Origin of the sequence: Streptococcus entericus DSM 14446, assembly GCF_000380025.1 — a bacterium.
GTDB classification, from domain to species: domain Bacteria; phylum Bacillota; class Bacilli; order Lactobacillales; family Streptococcaceae; genus Streptococcus; species Streptococcus entericus.
Genome location: NZ_KB904156.1, coordinates 117565 through 135381, shown reverse-complemented (window position 1 = coordinate 135381; position 17817 = coordinate 117565). Strand labels below are relative to the sequence as shown.

Genomic DNA, 17817 nt, shown 5'->3' with positions numbered 1-17817 from the left:
TCTCACTAACCCCCTTATCCTAGTCAAATGATGCTAGCACAAACTAACACAAATAGGTCTTGACGACTCTGAAAAAATAGGCTATAATAGTTACTGTTATGGCGGTATAGCCAAGTGGTAAGGCACGGCTCTGCAAAAGCTTGATCACCGGTTCAAATCCGGTTACCGCCTCTAGGTGCACCTCTAGGTGCTGTCAAATGCTAAGACGAACTCATAAAAATGAGTTCGTCTTTTTTATCAATAAATAGCCATTGATTTTATTTGAGCAATAAAAAAAGGCCTGTCCCCATCATCTCTATTAGTTGAGAGGGCGGAGTACAGAAAGACTAAAAAAGAGCTATTAACCCTAATATTCAATAACTTAAAGAATAGAGGAAAGTCTACCTCTACTTCAACTTAATAACGGCGATAATGCTCAAAACCGAGTACTTTGTCTCCTGCTAGTCATCCGCCAAATTATCTCTGTATCAGAAACATTTTCAACTACTGTGAACAATGGCATCAAAAAGACCCCTGGCAAAAATTGAACCGCCCCCAAAAAGTTAGACAGAAAAAATCTAATTTTGGGATGCGGTTCAAACATTTACAAGAGGTTTCTCTTCGCTATAAATCAGCTGACTACGTTGACTAATGTTTAGCCTTTTCTCGGCACTGTTTTATCAGCTTATAGACGTGCATTCAGCTCAGCTGACAGGTCCTCAAAGCCTGGCTTGCCAAGAAGGGCAAACATGTTTTTCTTATAAGCTTCAACACCTGGCTGGTCAAATGGGTTGACACTGTTGAGGTAACCTGTGATAGCAATGGCTAGCTCAAAGAAGTAAATAGCATAACCCAGCGTAAAGGCATCCTGCTCCTTCAAGGTGACAAAGAGGTTGGGCACGCCGCCATCTGTATGGGCTAGTAGCACACCGTCTGTCGCCTTTTTGTTAACAAAATCAACATCCTTGCCTTGCAGGTAACCTAAACCATCCAAATCCTCAGCCAGCTCTGGAATTAAGACGTTTTTACGTGGCTTATCCACACGCACCACCGTCTCAAACAAGTTGCGATAGCCTTCTTGGATAAATTGCCCCAAAGAGTGCAAATCAGTCGAGAAGTTAGCAGACGTCGGGTAGATGCCTTTCTGGTTTTTGCCCTCGGACTCACCAGCGAGCTGCTTCCACCACTCGCCAAAATACTGGAGCGATGGCTCATAGTTAGCCAAAATCTCTGTCACATAGCCCTTGCGATAAAGCACTGTCCGCAAGGCTGCATACTGGTAGGCGATATTGTCAGTGATTTTATCTGAGGTCAATGCCTGGCGGGCCGCATTGGCACCAGCCATGAGCTGTTTGATGTCCGCACCGCTAGCAGCAATCGGCAAAAGCCCTACAGCTGTCAAGACCGAGAAGCGACCACCGACATCATCTGGCACGACAAAAGTCTGCCAGTTGTTGGCGTCTGCCTCCACCTTAACCGCCCCTTTAGTCTTATCTGTCGTGGCATAGATGCGTTTGTTGGCCTCCTCTTGACCATATTTTTTGACCAAGAGCTCTTTAAACACACGGAAGGCAATCGCAGGTTCCGTTGTTGTTCCTGACTTAGAAATCACATTGACAGAGAACTCTTTGTCTGCCACATACTCCACCAAGTCTGCCAAGTAGGTTGAGGAAATAGAGTTTCCAGCGTACAAAATTTGCGGTGCTCTGCGATTTTCCGCAGACAGCAAGTTAGCAAAGTGGTGATTGAGGAAGTCGATGGCTGCTTTGGCCCCCAAGTAAGAGCCTCCGATACCGATAACCACCAGCACCTCGCTGTTAGACTTAATCTGCTCAGCCGCTGCTAAGATACGCTCAAACTCGTCTTTATCATAGTTCTCTGGTAAATCTAACCAGCCCAAAAAGTCACTCCCTGGACCAGTCTTTTCGCGGAGCAATTTATCTGCCAGAGTCACTTGCGGTTGCAAGTAATCCAACTCCTCCTGTCCAACAAAAGTCCCTAGTACTTTAGAATAATCAAATTGAATAGTTGTCATGCGTTGATAACCTTTCTAACTAATATCCCCTATATCTTACCTTTTTATGGGGCAAAAATCAAGCATTCCTTGTCATTTGTGAGCATTGAAACAAAATCATCTAGCCCCTCATTAAGCAGCTAGATGATACAGGCTTAATGCCACAAATCTGCAACAATATTGGTCTGGTCGCGGTCTGGACCGACAGAGAAGGTCAAGAGTTCCACACCGACCAGCTCTGTAATCCGCTTGACATAATTCTGAGCATGAAGCGGTAGGTCTTCAAAACGACGAACACCTGTGATGTCCTCGGACCAACCTGGCAGCTCCTCATAAATCGGTTTGCAGCGGTTGAGCTGAACGGTGCTAGCTGGGTAGTAATCAATTCGCTCCCCATCAAGGTCGTAAGCCACACAGATTTTCACAGTCTCAAGCCCTGACAAGACATCAATCGAGTTGAGGCAAAGGTTGGTAATGCCAGAAACGCGGCGGCTATGACGCATGACCACACTGTCAAACCAGCCCACACGGCGTGGGCGACCTGTGGTCGTGCCGTATTCTTTTCCGATTTCACGGATACGCTGGCCAATCTCGTCATGGAGTTCGGTTGGGAACGCCCCCTCACCAACACGGCTGGTATAAGCCTTGCAGACACCAACCACCTTGCTGATTTTGCTTGGTCCAACACCAGATCCGATGGTCACCCCACCAGCGACAGGGTTCGATGACGTCACAAACGGATAGGTTCCTTGGTCAATATCCAGCATGACACCTTGAGCACCTTCAAAGAGCACCCGCTTGTCCGCATCAAGCGCCTCATTAAGCACGACAGAGGTATCAGTCACATACTGCTTGATTTGCTGACCGTAGGCGTAGTATTCTTCAAAAATTTCCTCAAAATCCAAGGTATCTGCTTCATAGAACTTTTCAAAGAGGCGATTTTTCTCTGCCAAGTTCACACGCAAGCGCTCTGCAAAGACCTCTTTATCCAGCAAATCTGCGATACGAATACCAACACGACCTGCCTTGTCCATATAGGCTGGACCAATCCCCTTGATGGTGGTGCCGATTTTCTGGTCACCTTTCGCCTCTTCTTGTAACTGATCTAGCTTGATGTGGTAAGGCAAAATGATGTGCGCACGATCTGAAATCCGCAGATTATCCGTCGTCACTCCCTCACCATGAAGGTAGTCTAGCTCCTTAACCAGCGCCTTGGGATTGACCACCATCCCATTTCCGATAACAGCCGTCTTTTCAGGGAAGAAAATCCCTGACGGAATCAAGTGTAGCTTGAACTTCTTACCATCAATAACAATGGTGTGTCCTGCATTGTCTCCACCTTGGTAACGGGCGATAACCTCTGCCTCCGCTGCTAAGAAATCTGTAATCTTGCCTTTTCCTTCGTCACCCCACTGGGTGCCTACTACAACAACTGCTGTCATTTCTTGTTCACCTTTCTCTTGGCTCGCTACATACACAAGCTCTAGTGCGTTCTATCCTAAAATATTATAAGCTTTTTTTGTTAAAAAATCAATAAAAACCTGTATTGGTTCGCTTTTTAATTTAAAAAACGTTGTCATTTTTTAGAACGTAAAGTTTTCATGTCAAAGGCTGCTTTTGAACAAACATAGATAGGCTAAAATCACAGTAATTTCTTGTAAAGTTGTCCGTTTTTAGCTAAAATATAAGGTAAGATAGTATACGGAAAGGACAACGATGACAAAACACAGAGTAAAGCGGATGATAAACGAAAAGATTGTTCTTTATGTCGTCCTAGCAATGCTTGGTATGGGGGCTTTACTTGCTACCTTACCCTTAATACTAGCGGGTGCTATCGGATTTGTTATCTATCAGTTAGTGGCTAAACAAAAAAGACTGCCTAGCCAAAACCCTAACCCTCGCTTACAAGACCTCAAAGGTAAGATTAAACGCGCCGATCGCCAAGTAAGCTTGCTTGAGGACTATCAGTCCCAAAAAGAGTACACCCAATACGGCGTGTTAGCGCGCCAGCTATTGCCCCAACTAAAGACCATCCAAAATGAGGCTTACCAACTCAAAGAGGACATGGGGCAAGAAATCTACCAACGTGTGTCAAAAAAAGTCACTCAAGTGACTAGCGAAATCACGACAGAATTGAACCGACTGGGCTTATCCGCTGATAGTGAGCCATTGGATCCCGAGGAAGAGCGCGTGCTTCAACTAGCTCCAGAATTGCTAACTTGCTATCGCAATATTCGCATGGATGACCGTATTATCCGTGAAAAAATCAAAACGAGCCCCAATCAATCTGAGCTCTCTGCTTTGCATGACGCCAACATGAATCGGTTCGAAGACATTTTGTCAGGTTATCTGAACATCAAAGCGTCTCCGAAAAATTTCTATCAAGCGCAAGAACGCTTGGAACGAGCAAAAACAGCTCTGGAACAATTTGATTTGGACTTGGATGACACCTTAAAAGAACTCAACGAGAAGGAGTTAAGTGATTTTGAGGTGAGTTTACGGCTGATGAGCCAAAAGGAGCGTAAAGATGAGAACTAATCGATTATTCTGGCGATTCACAGCTGTCCTAGCCCTAGTATTTTGGGGAACATTGGGCAACAATCCTTTCTTGGTTGGTTCTGGTATTAGTTTAATCATGTTTTGGTCGCTAAAAAAGCAGATTAATCGCAGAGCTTTACCAGCCAATCGACGGCCCTACACCATTTTTTTAATTGCCCTATGTGCTTTTCTCCCGCTTAGCTACACTGAGTTTTTTGGAGCTTTATTTGGATTTACTGGGCTACTCTGGGGCGGCTATGCCGTATCCAACCAACTATCCACTCGCCAGCAGCAGAAATTAAGCGGTCAACGAGTAGCAGCCCTGCCAACGATTGACCAAATCAAGTCCACTGTTAAACAGCTTGATGGCAGCGTGTCTCGGTTAAAGGCGTTAGCCGAATCCAAGCAACACGCCGCCTACAAGGCATCCTCACCTGAAGTCTTGACAGAACTAGAACAACTGGCAGATCAGCTTAATCAACAAAAAAACAGTCTAGATCAGGTGACCTTCCAACGCTTGATGACCCGCATCGCTACTGAGCGACAACTGATTCAGGATACCTTGCATCAGTTACAGCATGACTGGGAAAGTCAATTGCCAGAACAACACAACATTGAGCAAATCGCTCCTGAAATCAGTGCAACTGTCTATCAGATTAGACAAGATAGCCAGCTCATTAAGGAGCAAATCAAGAAAAGCCAACTCGCTAATCAGGCTGAATTGCTAGAACTTCATCAGACTAGCATGTTGCGATTTAATAGCATCCTGACTGGTTACCTTACCATCAAAGAGCACCCAAACCATTACTATGACGCTGAGAAACGCTTGACCACAGCCCAAGAAACCATCGAGCGCTTCGCCAACGATTTAAAAGAACAAGTCCGCCAACTCAATGAAAATGCCATGCACGAGTTCGAAGTCAATCTACGACTGCTCAACTCAACTGTCTAGCCAATCAAACCTAAGGAGATCCTATGAGCCAATTTAATTTTGATATTGATAAAATTGCCAACAATGCTGTCAGCAAGGTTGATAAAACAACTGAAATCATCCAAACAACCAAGGAGCTGGGAACAGGGCAGGTGGGCTTTCTGGATAAGTTAACACCTGAACAACAAACAGCGATTACCGAACGAACACCACAGCTAGTCGACAGTTTCATCACTGACCAGAATGCCTTGCTGGATTTCGGTCAATCCGCCGTCGAAGAGGTCAATAAAACTGTCAATCACATCTTGTCTGAACAAAAGAAACTAGACATTCCTCAAGTTGATGACCTGCTCCAAAACACCAACCGTGAGCTCAACGGTTTCGTTGCCAAATACAAGGACATCAAACCAGCAGATTTGGAGCAAAAACCCAATTTTTTCCAAAAAATGTTCAAACAGGGCAAAAACACCCTTCAAGAGTTTTACTTCGATGCTCAGAACATCGAACAAAAAATGGACAGCATGGCTGCCCATGTGGTGAAGCAAGAGGATACCTTAGCACGTAACATCGTCTCAGCTGAGATGCTTATCGAAGAAAACACAAAATCTATCGAGAACTTAGTCGGTGTGATTGCCTTCCTGGAAGCCACTCAGAAAGAGGCTTCCAATCGTGCCTTGGATCTTCACCATCAGGTAGCCAACCTTGACCTACAATCAGCTGACTATCATGTCAAATCTGAGGAACTAGCCCGTCTAACCGAGGTCGTCAACACACTCGAACAACAACATACAGAGTATGTCAGCCGTCTTTATGTGGCATGGGCAACAACACCTCAAATGCGCAATCTCGTCAAAGTATCATCTGACATGCGACAAAAACTAGGCATGTTGCGTCGCAACACCATCCCAACCATGAAGCTCTCTATCGCTCAGCTGGGCATCCTTCAACAGTCTGTCCGTTCTGGTGCAACAGCGGACGCTATCGTCAATGCCAACAATGCGGCCCTGCAAATGCTAGCAGAAACCAGCAAGGAGGCCATTCCTGCTTTGGAAAATGCTGCCCAACGCCCAACCCTTAACATCGCATCTGTCACTGCCATTGCGGAGAGCCTTGTTGCACAAAATAACGGCATCATTGCCGCCATTGACCAAGGGCGCAACCAACGGGCGCAACTGGAAACAGCTATCATCAAGTCTGCAGAGACCATCAATGATTCGGTTAAATTGCGTGATGAAAAAATTGTCCAAGCCCTGCTCAATGAAGGACGGGCTACACAAGACGACATTAGTCGTTAAACTAGCGAGGTTGGATACCTCAGTTTTAACCTTTTAAGAAGTTAGTCACTGCACAGGCTGAGAACAGTTTTTACACCTTTTGCCAGCTTAGAACTCCTCAAGACCGTGCGTTAGGTCTCTTGATCGTCTCTTATCACGTTAAGTAAACAAAAATAGTAACGATTATAGGTTAACAGATTTCATTTTAAGGCTCTATAAGATTGTAGTCAGTTAAGTCACTACATCTTATGGAGCTTTTTGAGCACACTGTTTATGGCAGTGGATTTCTTTTGAAGTAGATTTAAAGGTAATAGCAGAGCAAAAAACCGCCCTTAAAAAGGACAGTTAATCAAACCTATAATCCTGCTTCTTGCAGTCTATCATTTCTTAGAGATTCTTGGCGTAGATGATTCGATCTATCCAGCCCTCGTCTTGATAATGAAAAGCTTTACGGATACCTTCTCTCTCAAATCCTAACTTGATCAAGAGAGCTTGTGACGGGGTATTTTCCTCATCAACATGAGCCTCCAAGCGATGGAACATGAGCTGATTTTTGGCAAGAGAAAGAAAAGCTTGTAAGGCTTCAAAAGCATAGCCTTGTCGCCAGAGATAATTATGAATCGAATAACCAAAGTCTGCCCAATCCATGTTGGCACGAGCGAGGGTGGCTAAATTTAACATACCGACGTGGTGACCATCGTGAGTAAAAACAGCAAAAATATACTGCTGGTCTGATTGCCAAAGTTTGTGATGATGAGCCACCAAGTTATCAAACCAGACTTGGTTACAAGGTGTCATATCCAGATACCCCTCATCAAAAGGTGTCTGAGCGGGTCTTCTTTTATCAAACCCCTGATACCAGGACTCATAGTCACTTGATTGTAGCGGGCGAATGACCAATCGCTCTGTGGTGGCCGTCAAAAATGGAATAGAGCCTGTCATCTTACATCCCCACTTTTTGCAGGCTATCGGCTAATCTAGCAAAGTCCGCTAGGGTCAGGGCTTCGCCACGGACAGTCGGTGCCAGCTCTGCCATGCCAAGCGCCTGCGTCAGCTTGTCCTTCACCTCCTCTGACTTGCCAAAGTGGTTGGTCAGGTTGTTCCAGAGGGTTTTCCGACGGTGGACAAAGCAGGCCTTGGACACACGGAAAAAGAAATCCTCGTCTTTGACGCTGACCAAAGGCTCGGGGCGACGCACCATTTTAAGAATGGCGCTGTCCACGTTTGGCGCAGGGACAAAGACAGTGCGGGGCACGATGAATGCGACCTTTGCGGTCATGTAGTACTGAACCGCGATGGAGAGGCTACCGTAAGCCTTGGTGTTGGGCTTCGCTGAGATGCGGTCTGCCACCTCTTTTTGCATCATGACAACGAACTCAGCAAAAGGAATCTTGCTCTCGATCAGATGCATGAGAATGGGCGTCGTGATGTAATAGGGAAGATTGGCCACCACCTTGATGGGCAGGTCAGGGTTCTTGAACTGCTTGATTTGCGTCTGCAAGTCCACCGTCAAAATGTCCGCATGGACAACTTGGACATTATCAAACCGCCTCAGCGTATCCGCCAAGATGGGAATCAGGCGGTCATCAATCTCAAAAGCCATGACCTCAGCGGCAGTCTCCGCCAAAAACTCAGTCAAAGCCCCGATGCCAGGCCCAATCTCGATGACGTTGACAGTTTTGTCAATCTCGGCTGTCGCTACAATCTTGCTCAAAATGTTGGTGTCGGTCAAAAAGTTCTGACCGAAAGACTTCTTAAAGGTAAACCCGTGACGGTCCAAAATAGCGCGGGTAACGTTTTTATCTGCGATGTTCATATTTTTTTACATAACTTTCTAAAAAATCTTTGAAAGCATCCAAATGCTTCAAAACTTGACTAGGTGACCAATCTTCCCAATTATCGTCATCGTAGTAAAGACGATCATTTTCGTCGCCACCATCACCCAGACAATCAATACCGATATATTTGTAAGGCCGAAATGCAGGTTCTACCACATGCACAGAAACAACCAAGTGAGGAGGCCAATCTATTTCAACATAACAACTATAACCATCATAATCAGAACCTTCACGTTGGTCAATGTCAAATCCATAGTTCTTAAAAAACTCTTGATGCTTGACCAACCAATTCTTCACCAAGATACGATTGATGAAATATCGTTCAAAAGCTATTTTTTCCGCAAAACCTCATCAGTTGTATCGTAATAGGCATTCATTTTTTCAAAAACCATATTCTTTAGCCTTTCAAAAAATCAGCAATCACATCATGTAATTCAAGGTCTTCTCCTAAATCACTGCCATCCGCTTGATCAATCAGTTTCAGGTCAAGATCTCGATAACCATCTAGTAGTTCCATGACCATGGCAATTGTGTCAAAGGTAATCGAAGACAAGACCTCAACTGGGACACCTGTATCTAGATGTCCAATAATCGCTGTGTCTTGAATAAGCGCTAATTCCTTCAAGAAGACTTCTTGATTAGCTTTCATACTCATACTCCCTCATAGCTTCTTCCACCTCTTTCAAGGTCACCCCAAACAGTCTCAGGCGTTTGAGCAGTTGTTTGCCATTGGTGTAGCCGATGCGTAAGCTCTGACCGAGGTACTCCCTGCGCTGTCGGCTATCTGCTCCCATCAGGAGCCCCAGCCGAATCAAGTCTGCCTGCGTGATGTCAAAATGATCCTCATCATCATAGCACCCACGCACCCCAGCCAGCGCCTTTTCTAAGTCCTCAAAACTGGCGTGCTCAACCCCCAAAGACCGCCCCTTGGTTTTTGAACGTGGGGCTGCCTCATCACGGTTGAGAAAGGCGTGTTTGACGGTGGGAATAGCAGAGCTGATGATCTTGCGAATTCGCTCACCGTTGTAGTCTGGATCTGTGAAGACGATCACCCCTCGCAGGTCATGGAGAGTCTCAATGCGCTCCAAATCCTCTTCCGAAATCGCTGAACCACGGGTCTCATAGGTGTCCACCTCGTAAAAGCGTTTGAGGTTAGCGGTATCATCCTTGCCTTCGACAACAAGGACTTCTTGAATCGTGATTTTTTCTACCATCTATCCTCCCTTACCTCTAATCATAAATCGAAACTGTAAAAAGTATATAGTAATCTTCATATTCCAAAATGCGACACCCCCCAAATAGACAGTACGGCTCCAGAAAAAGAAAGTCTTGTTGGTCTCTTTGGAGTGTTAGACAGCTTGGCCTTCCATTTGCCATTCTATCAAAGAAATTAAAAAATAATTGATTAAAAATTTCCTTATCACAACCACTCAATATTGTCTCAAAAAACGGAACTAAGCCTGATGTTTGTTCTAGAACATGGCCCTCGAGGCTAGTTGTCGATAATTCTGTAATAACTTCAAAAAGGGTTGAAATATCTCTAGCAACATAAGCTACAACATCATAATTAAGGGGCGATGAGTAAAAATAATCAATCCCTTCTTTCTGGAGATAAGTATTTTCTCGTTTTGTCGCCTCAATATCCAACCTTGCTCTTAATTCCGAAGATAAAACAGCCAGTGCCTCAATCATCGTTCACTTCCAATCCGAAAAACCTCTTCGCATTTTCTGTCGTGATGCGTGCGACCTCTTCGCTGGTCATGCCTCTGAGTTCTGCGATATAGTCCACAACGTATCTGGTGTAGGCCGTCTTGTTTTCCTTACCACGTTTAGGGACTGGGGCTAGGTATGGAGCATCTGTTTCGACGAGTAACTTATCAAGAGGGATTTTTTTCGCGACTTCGTGCAGCTCAATAGACTTCTTAAAGGTGACCACGCCTGACAAAGAAATCATCATCCCTAGCTCGATGAAGCGCTCTGCCATTTCCCAAGAGCCCGAGTAAGAGTGCATAATGCCACCACGAGGGCCAACACCCTCACTTTCAATGATGGTCAGCGTGTCCTCCAAGGCGTCTCGCGTGTGGACCACAAAGGGCAAATCCAGCTCTTTGGAGAGCTGAATCTGGCGGCGAAAGACAGCTTCCTGCACGTCCTTAGGATCCTCCATCCAGTAATAATCCAGCCCAATCTCGCCAAGCGCGATGACCTTGGGGTGACGGAGCTTATCACGCAAAAAAGCCTCAGTATCATCGGTGTAGCTGCCAGCTTCCGTCGGGTGCCAGCCCAAGGTCAGGTAAATCTCAAGGTGCTGATCCGCCAACTCAATGGCTCGCTCGATGGTCGGCTGGTCAAAACCGACCACGTTGTGGGTGGTTACGCCCAGCTCTTTTGCCAATGCTAATTCGTCTGCCACACGTCCATCAAAGGTCGGCACGTTGAGATGGGTGTGGGTGTCAAAGATTTCTAATGTCATAGGCTTATTGTACCATATTTGCAGGTAAATAAAAAGGAAGTCAGCGTCGTCACACGATAAACAGTTGGCATTCACCTGACGATAACCATCAACAATAAACTCCTTCGCTGTCATTTTGCGAAGGAGTTTATCATATTATTGTGGTCATCTCTGGAACCCCTTGATTTATCAAGGGGTTAAAAAGGAGAGGAGGGGATTCGAACCCCCGAGCCCCGTTAAGGACTACTAGCTTTCCAAGCCAGCGCACTCGGCCACTATGCGACCTCTCCATAAGCAAGATAGTCTTGCGACCATATTGTATCGCTAAAACTACCTCATTAGTCTATCATACTTTTTTGGGCTTGTCAAACTGTGCTTCTAGGCGGTAGATGACCTGACCTTTTTTGGAAAATTTTTCCTCATACTCGGTCATAACATTGCCTTCATAATCACTGGCATGTAGGTCCAACCAAACCTGATTGAGTACCATACCATACTGAGACATGCTCGCCAAACTATACTCAAAGAGCCCACGATTGTCTGTTTTGAAGTGAATTTCACCGCCAGGTGGCAAAATCTGCTCAAACGTTTCCAAAAAGCTCCTGTAGGTCAAGCGCCGTTTCTCGTGGCGTGTTTTTGGCCAAGGGTCACTAAAGTTAAGGTAGAGCAAGTCAATTTCTCCGGCCTCAAAGTAATTGGTCAGGCTGGACCCATCAACACGCAAGAGCTTGATATTAGGCAAACCGCTCTCTAAGACCTTGTCTAAAGCATAGCTAAGCACTGAGAGCTGAACATCAATGCCGATATAGTTAATATCAGGGTTTTGGGCAGCCATACCTGTGATAAATCGTCCCTTACCAGAACCAACCTCGATATGAATCGGATGATTATTCCCAAACACCTGACGCCATTTGCCCTTGCTATCTTCAGGGTTGAGGATAACGTACTGTGGGTTGGCAGCTAAATACTCCGCTGCTCCTTTTCGATTTCTGACACGCATCAGTTTTTGATTCCATTTCTAAATTGGCGAAGGTCGTAGATTTCTTGATTGACCTTATCCATCTCTCTCAACTCAAAAAAGGTTAAAATCTGAGACAGATAAGAAAATTGCCCATACCAATAAAATTTATTAAGCACTAAATCGTTGTACTTGTAACCGTAATAAACCAGCCATTCCTGCCAATGCGCTTTTGGCACATAGTGACTAAGAATCTGGGCAACATCGTACATACGATCAGTCAACCTCACTGAATCCCAATCTACCAGGTAAATCATGCCACTGGTTGTAATCACCCAGTTCGTGTGTCTCACATCACCGTGAACAATTGTTGCCAAATCGGCTTTGAAGTCTGGCAGTTGACGCTTCAATTCTTGAACAATGGTCTGAAGGTAAGAATTTTCTCTTAATTGGAGCGGAGCATTTTTTTCCCACTCTGCTAACAAGTCATAAGGGTTTTCGATGCGGTAATTAAGCTGTAACAGCTGATTGCGGAGTTGTTTTGACTGGTGCAGACGTGCTAAAATTTGCGCAATCTGCTTGCTCGTCATGTCGGCGCGCTCCAACAGCCTACCGTCCAACCACTCCTGTACACTCATGGTATCACCGTTTGGTGTCCGTTTGGTCCACAAGAGATGGGGCGCAATTTGTTCCTTAGCCAAAGCGGCTAAGATTGGGGTCGTATTCATCTTCACAAACACCCGATCCCCATTGGGATAAGTTCCTAGAAAAGCTTGCCCGCTCTTACCTTTCAAAGGGGTTAATGTTAACTCTTTATCGTTTGTCACAAGATTTCTCCTTATTTCCATCTTATTTATTTTACCTGTTTTGAGCCGTCTCGTCAATCATTCGTTCTGCTTTATGAGGCATGTAGGCATAGAGGACTACCACGTTGATGGCGGTTAATAGCAGAGCGGCAGACCATGTTTTGGCAAAAGGCAGCTCAATCAGAAGCGCTACCAGACTTAGTCGCCGTATCAGCCAGAGCAGGGCCGTTTTCTGACCAAAACCTGCTAGAGGCATTACCTTTAGCAAATAGTGATGGTCATAGTGATTGGACAAAGCTAACAGTTGAAAACTCAGTAAAAAGTTTAACATACCAGCCAGACCTGCCCCCAGATAGGGACTAGACACCCCAAATAAACTGAGCATGGCTAATCCTGTCAACCGCAAAAACAATCCCAGATAGTCACCACTGCGTAAAAAGGCTCGCCAGAACAGCTGATGATACAGCTTTCCTTGCCCTTTTGGAGCAAATCTATTCAAAACATTAAGGTAGGGGCGTTTTTTCACACTACTGGTGATGCCTTTGACATTGGTAAAGAGGGCAAAAAACTGCAAGAGGCGCTGTTGTCGCTGTGCTTCAGTTGTTACCAGTTTATCCCAGTCAAGACCATTTTGACGACCAAGCCTCATCAAGCGACGATTGGCAAGAATTAACTTAACCAGCGTCACGACAATCAAAAATGCGATAAAGCTCCAGACTGACCAGCCCAGCTGATGAAGCAAAGGATAGAGCAAGCACCACCCAGCCAGTTGAACAAGACTTCCAAAGAGAGCAGCTCTGCGATTGGCCTCCTTAACCAAACCGACCAAAACAGTCTCCTTAGTTAAGAGGTAATGGCGATCCGGGGGCAAGATGTAGGTCGCCACCTGCCCAACACTAAGTAAACCAAGCCCGAAGACGCAGAAGAGCCCATAGAGCCAAAACGAGGAACTCGGCGGATTATTCAACAATTCTCGGTACTGATAGAGCAGAACCCCCAACCCAACCATGAGGACCAAAACAAAATGGTCATTGAAAACGTAAGGCAGATAAGTGGCTAGGCGCTGATAAAAGGAACGACGCCGTTCTTCAAAGAGTTCCCTCATCTCAGGCCTCCCTCGTCCAATGCAAATACATGCTGTTAAGGCTAGCCTGATGATCCCCAAACTGTTCCCGCAAGTCAGCAAGACTGCCCTGGGCCAGCACGCGTCCCTGGTGAAGGAGCACAAAACGGTCACAGATGCGCTCCGCTGTGTCCAAAACATGGGTGCTCATCAAAATCGCTTTCCCAGCTGCTTTTTGCTCTGCTAGCAAGGTCATCAAATCAGCAATTGCCTGAGGATCAAGCCCTAAAAAGGGTTCATCAATGATAAACAACTCTGGCTCTACCACAAAGGCACAAATCAGCATGACTTTTTGCTGCATCCCCTTTGAAAAATCAGTGGGAAACCAGTCCAATTTATCCGATAAACGAAACAGGGTCAACAAACCCTCCGCCCTTGTCATGACTAGCTCGATAGGCAAATCATAAGCCAGGGCTACTGTCTCTAAATGCTCCCGAAGGGTCAATTCGTTGTATAAACTCGGACTCTCAGGAATAAAGCCAATTTTTTTCCGATAAGCTATGGCATCATCGGCCAAGGTCAGACCACCTAGACTAATCCTACCCTTGTCTGGACGTAAGAGACCGATAATTTCCTTAATCGTCGTTGACTTCCCAGCCCCATTTAGACCAATGAGACCGACCAGTTCGCCACTCTTGACCTCAAAACTCACTTCTGTTAAGACCGGCAGATGATGATATCCACCTGTGATGTTTTCAACCCGTAACAAGACTTTTCTCTCTTTCTTTGCTATACTTGTATTAAGTATAACAAAATTTAGCTATTTTAGGAGGTTTCAACCCATGACAGACTGTATTTTTTGCCAAATCGTTTCAGGCGCCATCCCCTCAAGTCAGATTTATGAGGACGAAAAGGTACTGGTATTTCTTGATATCACTCAAGTAACCCCTGGGCATACGCTGATTATCCCTAAACAGCACTGCAAAAATCTTATCGACATGAGCGCTGACACTGCTCGTCAGGTCTTTGGGGTCGTACCAAAACTGGCGCAAGCCTTGGTCAAGGCAACAGGCGCAGACGGCATCAACCTGATCAACAACAGTGAGGAGGCTGCAGGTCAGACGGTCTTTCACGCCCATATCCACCTCTTGCCACGATTTGCGGCCGGTGATGGTTTGGACATTCGCTTTGTTCAAAACGAGCCTGATTTTGGGAAAATAGCAGAGCTGGCCAAGCACATCCAACAGGAGGTCAACTAAGATGAAAAGACTCCGTTCACTTCTTTGGCTGTCTGTGCTGACAGGAACTGGTTATCAACTTTACCAGAACCGAGTCAGACTGATTAAACAACTAACCAAGGCTAGAGTTGCTCTAACCGACAGTCAAGACAAGCTTGACCAAGTAAAAGCAGATGTCACAAATGTTCAAAATAGCCTGCCAGCGCTGAATCAATTCAGCAAAGACATCAACTACAAGCTCCGCCTATTTCAAGAAGAAAGCAAACCACATCTTGTGGCTATCCAGAACATTTTAGCCAAATATCAGAAAAAAGAGGACTAGTCAACAACACGATCACACACGAAAACCGAGCCGTTTCCAGCTCGGTTTATTGTATTTATCATCTCTTGTTCAAGCTTTGAGATTAGTTTTTTCTTTTTCTTGAATAAGCAAGAAGTCCTGTGAATCCAGTCAATAAGCCGAGGTATTGCAACAAATCAGTTGAAGTAGTACCGGTATTTGGTAACTGTTTATTCATGCCTTTGTCTGTTGACTTAGGCATAGGCGCTGCTTGGGTGGCAGGCACAACTGTCCGCTGCTTATCGCTTGATTTAACCACAGGGTCAGCTTTAACCATCCTTTTATCAGGTTTCGGCATATTTTGATTATGCATCAGTCGTGGGACAGATGCTGAATCTAATGGATTAGTACCGGCATCCAGCTCACTACGACTAGTATGCCCATCACCATCATGATCTTTATCGAGTTCAAACTGTGGTTTATCTTCATTGATCAAAGGTTCGATTTTATCAGTTATTTTCTTGTCTGATTCAGGCTGTTTTTCAGGCTCGACAGGCAAGAGCGGTTTGATTTGCTCTTCTTTTTCTTTTGGTTTTTCACCTTCAGAATTTGGTACTTTAGGTTGCTCAGCTTTCGGTTGCTCCATCCTATCATCTGGTTTTTTCAGCTCTGCAAATTCTTTCTGCAATTTATCAACCAGAGCTTCTGATTGTTTAAGTTTTTCAATCAGTCGGTCTTTTTCAGCTTGCAACTCCTGTCCATTTGCTTGTGGCTCTGATAAGAGCTTTTTAAGGTCACGATTTTCTTGGGCTAACTTAGCAAGTTCTTCCTCTAATTGTTTTACGGTATCTTGAGATTTTTTAAGTTTATCCGCTAATTGATCATGCTCTGACTGCAACTTCTGTAACTTGTCTTGGTTTTCAGACAAGCGACGTTCTAAGTCTGCTTTATCTGCTTTTTGCTTAGCAATTTCGTCATCTTTAGATTGCAGTTGCTTTTCCAAGTTAGACTTTTGAGTCATCAAGTCTTCGTTCTTACCCTCTAAGTCTGCCAATTGTTTCTGCAAGTCCTCAAGTTTTTGCTGGTCTTGCTCAGACATTTGCTCATTTGGCTGAGGTTTTTTAGCTAACTGTTCTTCAAGTGACTTGACTTTGTTTTCTAGTTCAGCTTTATCAGTCTCTAACTGAGCTTTCTTAGTTTCCAAATCAGCTTTTTCATCTAATAGGGTCTGCTCTTTTTGTTTCAACGTGTCTACTTCTGATGATTTCTTGTCGATTTCTGTCTGACTATCGGCTAGTTGTTTATTCAGATTGGCTTGGTTTGCCCTTTCCTGCTCAAGTTCTGCGGTTAAGCGGTCTTTTTCTGCACTTAGACGCTCCTGCTCTTCTTTAAGCTTCATGTTTTCAAGTTGAGCTTCCCCGTCAGGTTTATCTTTCAGAGCTTCTTTTAATTTCTGTTTTTCTGTTTCCAGATTCTTTACCTGTGTTTCCAGAGTGCTTATTACACTTTTCTTGTTGTTGTTTTGAAGCTCTAAATCATCTTTTTGTTCTTGCAACTTCTCTAATTGTGCTAGGGTGTCTCTATGTTCTTCTTGAAGTGCTTGTTTTTCATCACCAATGGCTCGAACGCGTTCCTCGAGTTTGTTTTTATCAGACTCCAGTTTTTGCTTCTCATGACTAAGGTTAGTTTTTTCATTTTGTAAGCGTTTCACCTGTTCATCAGATCGGTTTTGCTCAACTTGCTGTTTGGCAAGTTCTTCTTCTAGCTGCTTGGCCTTTTTCGCATTTTCTTCTAACTCATTTTTCACCTGTTGTAATTCATCTTGTAATTGCCGAGTTTTCTTTTCTGAGTCCCTTTCTCCAAGTTGGGCTTCTAAACCAGCTTTTTCTCGTTGCAATTTTTCATTATCTGTATAGATTTCTCGGAGCCTATCAACTAACTTTTGGTTCTCTCCAATTCGTTCTTTGATAATTTCAATCTGTTCGTTCGACTTCTCTTTCAGTTCTTCAATCTGCTTTTCTTGTTGAAGTATTATCTCTTCAAGGTCAGCTCGATTTCCTTCGCTAAGGTGACGTCTTCCAAATTCTTCTAAAACCAATCTATACAACTTGACCTTGGCTTCCGTATCATTTCTAACAAGAATATCAAGTCCGTTTGCTACTTTAGCTGCATTTTTCAATTCATCAATGCTAAATTTTTGAAGGATAGCGCTAACTTGTCTCTCTTCAAAGTTCTTATCTTTAACTACTTCTGTCAACTTCCGAACTGCTTCTGAAGTATCAGCCCAAACAGGTGTGGCTGTTGATAGCGTTCCTGCTAGTAGTGCAGTGGCTAGAGCTAGACGACAAACTTTTGTAATCTTACGTGAAGACATATATACCTCTTTCTAAACCTACTTCTCAGGTTCCTAATTTACCTTACTAGTATATCACAGTGCTATTGTATT

Annotated in this window: 19 protein-coding genes and 2 tRNA genes; 6 read left to right on the top strand and 15 right to left on the bottom strand. The window is 44.6% G+C overall.

Going from position 1 to position 17817, the window contains the following annotated elements:
* The first annotated feature begins 100 nt into the window (after positions 1–100).
* Positions 101–171: transfer RNA gene (locus tag A3GW_RS0102160), tRNA-Cys, on the top strand.
* Between the two features lie 493 nt (positions 172–664).
* Here A3GW_RS0102160 and A3GW_RS0102155 read toward each other — a convergent pair.
* Complete coding sequence (locus tag A3GW_RS0102155) at positions 665–2014, bottom strand: glucose-6-phosphate isomerase (protein WP_018367681.1); 1350 nt, start codon at positions 2012–2014, stop codon at positions 665–667.
* A gap of 134 nt (positions 2015–2148) precedes the next feature.
* Complete coding sequence (locus tag A3GW_RS0102150) at positions 2149–3435, bottom strand: adenylosuccinate synthase (protein ID WP_018367680.1); 1287 nt, start codon at positions 3433–3435, stop codon at positions 2149–2151.
* Positions 3436–3709: 274 nt separating this feature from the next.
* On the opposite strand from A3GW_RS0102150, the gene A3GW_RS0102145 reads away from it, so the two are divergent.
* Genes A3GW_RS0102145 through A3GW_RS0102135 form a run of 3 tightly spaced genes read left to right on the top strand, consistent with a single transcriptional unit; the run spans position 3710 to position 6757 of the window.
* On the top strand, positions 3710–4531 hold the full coding sequence (locus A3GW_RS0102145; RefSeq protein ID WP_026216542.1) for a hypothetical protein: 822 nt from the start codon (positions 3710–3712) through the stop codon (positions 4529–4531).
* The gene (locus A3GW_RS0102140; protein ID WP_018367678.1) at positions 4521–5483 is read left to right on the top strand and encodes a hypothetical protein; all 963 of its coding nucleotides are present in this window, start codon (positions 4521–4523) and stop codon (positions 5481–5483) included. Before A3GW_RS0102145 ends, A3GW_RS0102140 begins: the two co-directional genes overlap by 11 nt.
* Before the next feature lie 23 nt (positions 5484–5506).
* A complete protein-coding gene (locus A3GW_RS0102135) occupies positions 5507–6757 on the top strand; it encodes a toxic anion resistance protein (protein ID WP_018367677.1) in 1251 nt (416 codons plus the stop codon).
* Between the two features lie 366 nt (positions 6758–7123).
* On the opposite strand, the gene A3GW_RS0102130 is transcribed toward A3GW_RS0102135, so the two are convergent.
* The 12 genes from A3GW_RS0102130 to A3GW_RS0102075 all read right to left on the bottom strand — a co-directional run bounded on the left by A3GW_RS0102130 (position 7124) and on the right by A3GW_RS0102075 (position 14622).
* Positions 7124–7678 (bottom strand): GNAT family N-acetyltransferase, encoded by a 555-nt coding sequence (locus tag A3GW_RS0102130; RefSeq protein WP_018367676.1) that lies wholly within the window; start codon positions 7676–7678, stop codon positions 7124–7126.
* Position 7679: 1 nt separating this feature from the next.
* Complete coding sequence (gene rsmA / locus A3GW_RS0102125) at positions 7680–8552, bottom strand: 16S rRNA (adenine(1518)-N(6)/adenine(1519)-N(6))-dimethyltransferase RsmA (RefSeq protein ID WP_018367675.1); 873 nt, start codon at positions 8550–8552, stop codon at positions 7680–7682.
* On the bottom strand, positions 8536–8874 hold the full coding sequence (locus A3GW_RS0102120; protein WP_211205390.1) for a hypothetical protein: 339 nt from the start codon (positions 8872–8874) through the stop codon (positions 8536–8538). The genes rsmA and A3GW_RS0102120 overlap by 17 nt, the downstream gene beginning before the upstream one ends.
* A gap of 97 nt (positions 8875–8971) precedes the next feature.
* Complete coding sequence (locus A3GW_RS0102115; protein ID WP_018367673.1) at positions 8972–9223, bottom strand: hypothetical protein; 252 nt, start codon at positions 9221–9223, stop codon at positions 8972–8974.
* Positions 9213–9788, bottom strand: coding sequence for a ribonuclease M5 (rnmV, locus tag A3GW_RS0102110; protein WP_018367672.1), 576 nt, complete (start codon positions 9786–9788; stop codon positions 9213–9215). Before rnmV ends, A3GW_RS0102115 begins: the two co-directional genes overlap by 11 nt.
* A 16-nt stretch (positions 9789–9804) precedes the next feature.
* Positions 9805–10266 carry a hypothetical protein gene (locus A3GW_RS0102105; RefSeq protein ID WP_018367671.1) on the bottom strand — a complete coding sequence of 154 codons (462 nt, stop codon included), beginning with the start codon at positions 10264–10266 and terminating at the stop codon, positions 9805–9807.
* Positions 10259–11047: a TatD family hydrolase gene (locus tag A3GW_RS0102100; RefSeq protein ID WP_040798336.1), complete on the bottom strand. Its 789-nt coding sequence runs from the start codon at positions 11045–11047 to the stop codon at positions 10259–10261. The genes A3GW_RS0102105 and A3GW_RS0102100 overlap by 8 nt, the downstream gene beginning before the upstream one ends.
* A gap of 182 nt (positions 11048–11229) precedes the next feature.
* Positions 11230–11316: transfer RNA gene (locus tag A3GW_RS0102095), tRNA-Ser, on the bottom strand.
* 56 nt (positions 11317–11372) lie between these two features.
* Positions 11373–12026 (bottom strand): tRNA (guanosine(46)-N7)-methyltransferase TrmB, encoded by a 654-nt coding sequence (gene trmB, locus A3GW_RS0102090; RefSeq protein WP_018367669.1) that lies wholly within the window; start codon positions 12024–12026, stop codon positions 11373–11375.
* The gene (gene ccrZ / locus A3GW_RS0102085; protein ID WP_040798311.1) at positions 12026–12832 is read right to left on the bottom strand and encodes a cell cycle regulator CcrZ; all 807 of its coding nucleotides are present in this window, start codon (positions 12830–12832) and stop codon (positions 12026–12028) included. Before ccrZ ends, trmB begins: the two co-directional genes overlap by 1 nt.
* Before the next feature lie 10 nt (positions 12833–12842).
* On the bottom strand, positions 12843–13895 hold the full coding sequence (locus A3GW_RS0102080; protein WP_018367667.1) for an ABC transporter permease: 1053 nt from the start codon (positions 13893–13895) through the stop codon (positions 12843–12845).
* A 1-nt stretch (position 13896) separates the two neighbouring features.
* A complete protein-coding gene (locus A3GW_RS0102075; RefSeq protein WP_018367666.1) occupies positions 13897–14622 on the bottom strand; it encodes an ABC transporter ATP-binding protein in 726 nt (241 codons plus the stop codon).
* Positions 14623–14695: 73 nt separating this feature from the next.
* Here A3GW_RS0102075 and A3GW_RS0102070 point away from each other — a divergent pair, with 73 nt between their 5' ends.
* Together A3GW_RS0102070 and A3GW_RS0102065 are read left to right on the top strand one after the other, a co-directional pair.
* A complete protein-coding gene (locus tag A3GW_RS0102070) occupies positions 14696–15112 on the top strand; it encodes an HIT family protein (protein WP_018367665.1) in 417 nt (138 codons plus the stop codon).
* Position 15113: 1 nt separating this feature from the next.
* The gene (locus A3GW_RS0102065; protein WP_018367664.1) at positions 15114–15413 is read left to right on the top strand and encodes a hypothetical protein; all 300 of its coding nucleotides are present in this window, start codon (positions 15114–15116) and stop codon (positions 15411–15413) included.
* An 82-nt stretch (positions 15414–15495) separates the two neighbouring features.
* Here the strand turns inward: A3GW_RS0102065 and A3GW_RS0102060 are convergent, their stop codons facing one another.
* Positions 15496–17745, bottom strand: coding sequence for an LPXTG cell wall anchor domain-containing protein (locus A3GW_RS0102060; RefSeq protein WP_018367663.1), 2250 nt, complete (start codon positions 17743–17745; stop codon positions 15496–15498).
* Between the last annotated feature and the right edge of the window lie 72 nt (positions 17746–17817).

Coding starts and splice junctions, on each gene's coding strand:
- A3GW_RS0102070 (WP_018367665.1), top strand. CDS start 14,696: ATGACAGACTGTATTTTTTGCCAAATCGTTTCAGGCGCCATCCCCTCA.
- A3GW_RS0102065 (WP_018367664.1), top strand. CDS start 15,114: ATGAAAAGACTCCGTTCACTTCTTTGGCTGTCTGTGCTGACAGGAACT.
- A3GW_RS0102130 (WP_018367676.1), bottom strand. CDS start 7,678: ATGACAGGCTCTATTCCATTTTTGACGGCCACCACAGAGCGATTGGTC.
- trmB (WP_018367669.1), bottom strand. CDS start 12,026: ATGCGTGTCAGAAATCGAAAAGGAGCAGCGGAGTATTTAGCTGCCAAC.
- A3GW_RS0102115 (WP_018367673.1), bottom strand. CDS start 9,223: ATGAAAGCTAATCAAGAAGTCTTCTTGAAGGAATTAGCGCTTATTCAA.
- ccrZ (WP_040798311.1), bottom strand. CDS start 12,832: ATGGAAATAAGGAGAAATCTTGTGACAAACGATAAAGAGTTAACATTA.
- A3GW_RS0102135 (WP_018367677.1), top strand. CDS start 5,507: ATGAGCCAATTTAATTTTGATATTGATAAAATTGCCAACAATGCTGTC.
- A3GW_RS0102100 (WP_040798336.1), bottom strand. CDS start 11,047: ATGACATTAGAAATCTTTGACACCCACACCCATCTCAACGTGCCGACC.
- A3GW_RS0102155 (WP_018367681.1), bottom strand. CDS start 2,014: ATGACAACTATTCAATTTGATTATTCTAAAGTACTAGGGACTTTTGTT.
- A3GW_RS0102060 (WP_018367663.1), bottom strand. CDS start 17,745: ATGTCTTCACGTAAGATTACAAAAGTTTGTCGTCTAGCTCTAGCCACT.
- A3GW_RS0102140 (WP_018367678.1), top strand. CDS start 4,521: ATGAGAACTAATCGATTATTCTGGCGATTCACAGCTGTCCTAGCCCTA.
- A3GW_RS0102150 (WP_018367680.1), bottom strand. CDS start 3,435: ATGACAGCAGTTGTTGTAGTAGGCACCCAGTGGGGTGACGAAGGAAAA.
- A3GW_RS0102080 (WP_018367667.1), bottom strand. CDS start 13,895: ATGAGGGAACTCTTTGAAGAACGGCGTCGTTCCTTTTATCAGCGCCTA.
- rnmV (WP_018367672.1), bottom strand. CDS start 9,788: ATGGTAGAAAAAATCACGATTCAAGAAGTCCTTGTTGTCGAAGGCAAG.
- A3GW_RS0102145 (WP_026216542.1), top strand. CDS start 3,710: ATGACAAAACACAGAGTAAAGCGGATGATAAACGAAAAGATTGTTCTT.
- rsmA (WP_018367675.1), bottom strand. CDS start 8,552: ATGAACATCGCAGATAAAAACGTTACCCGCGCTATTTTGGACCGTCAC.
- A3GW_RS0102105 (WP_018367671.1), bottom strand. CDS start 10,266: ATGATTGAGGCACTGGCTGTTTTATCTTCGGAATTAAGAGCAAGGTTG.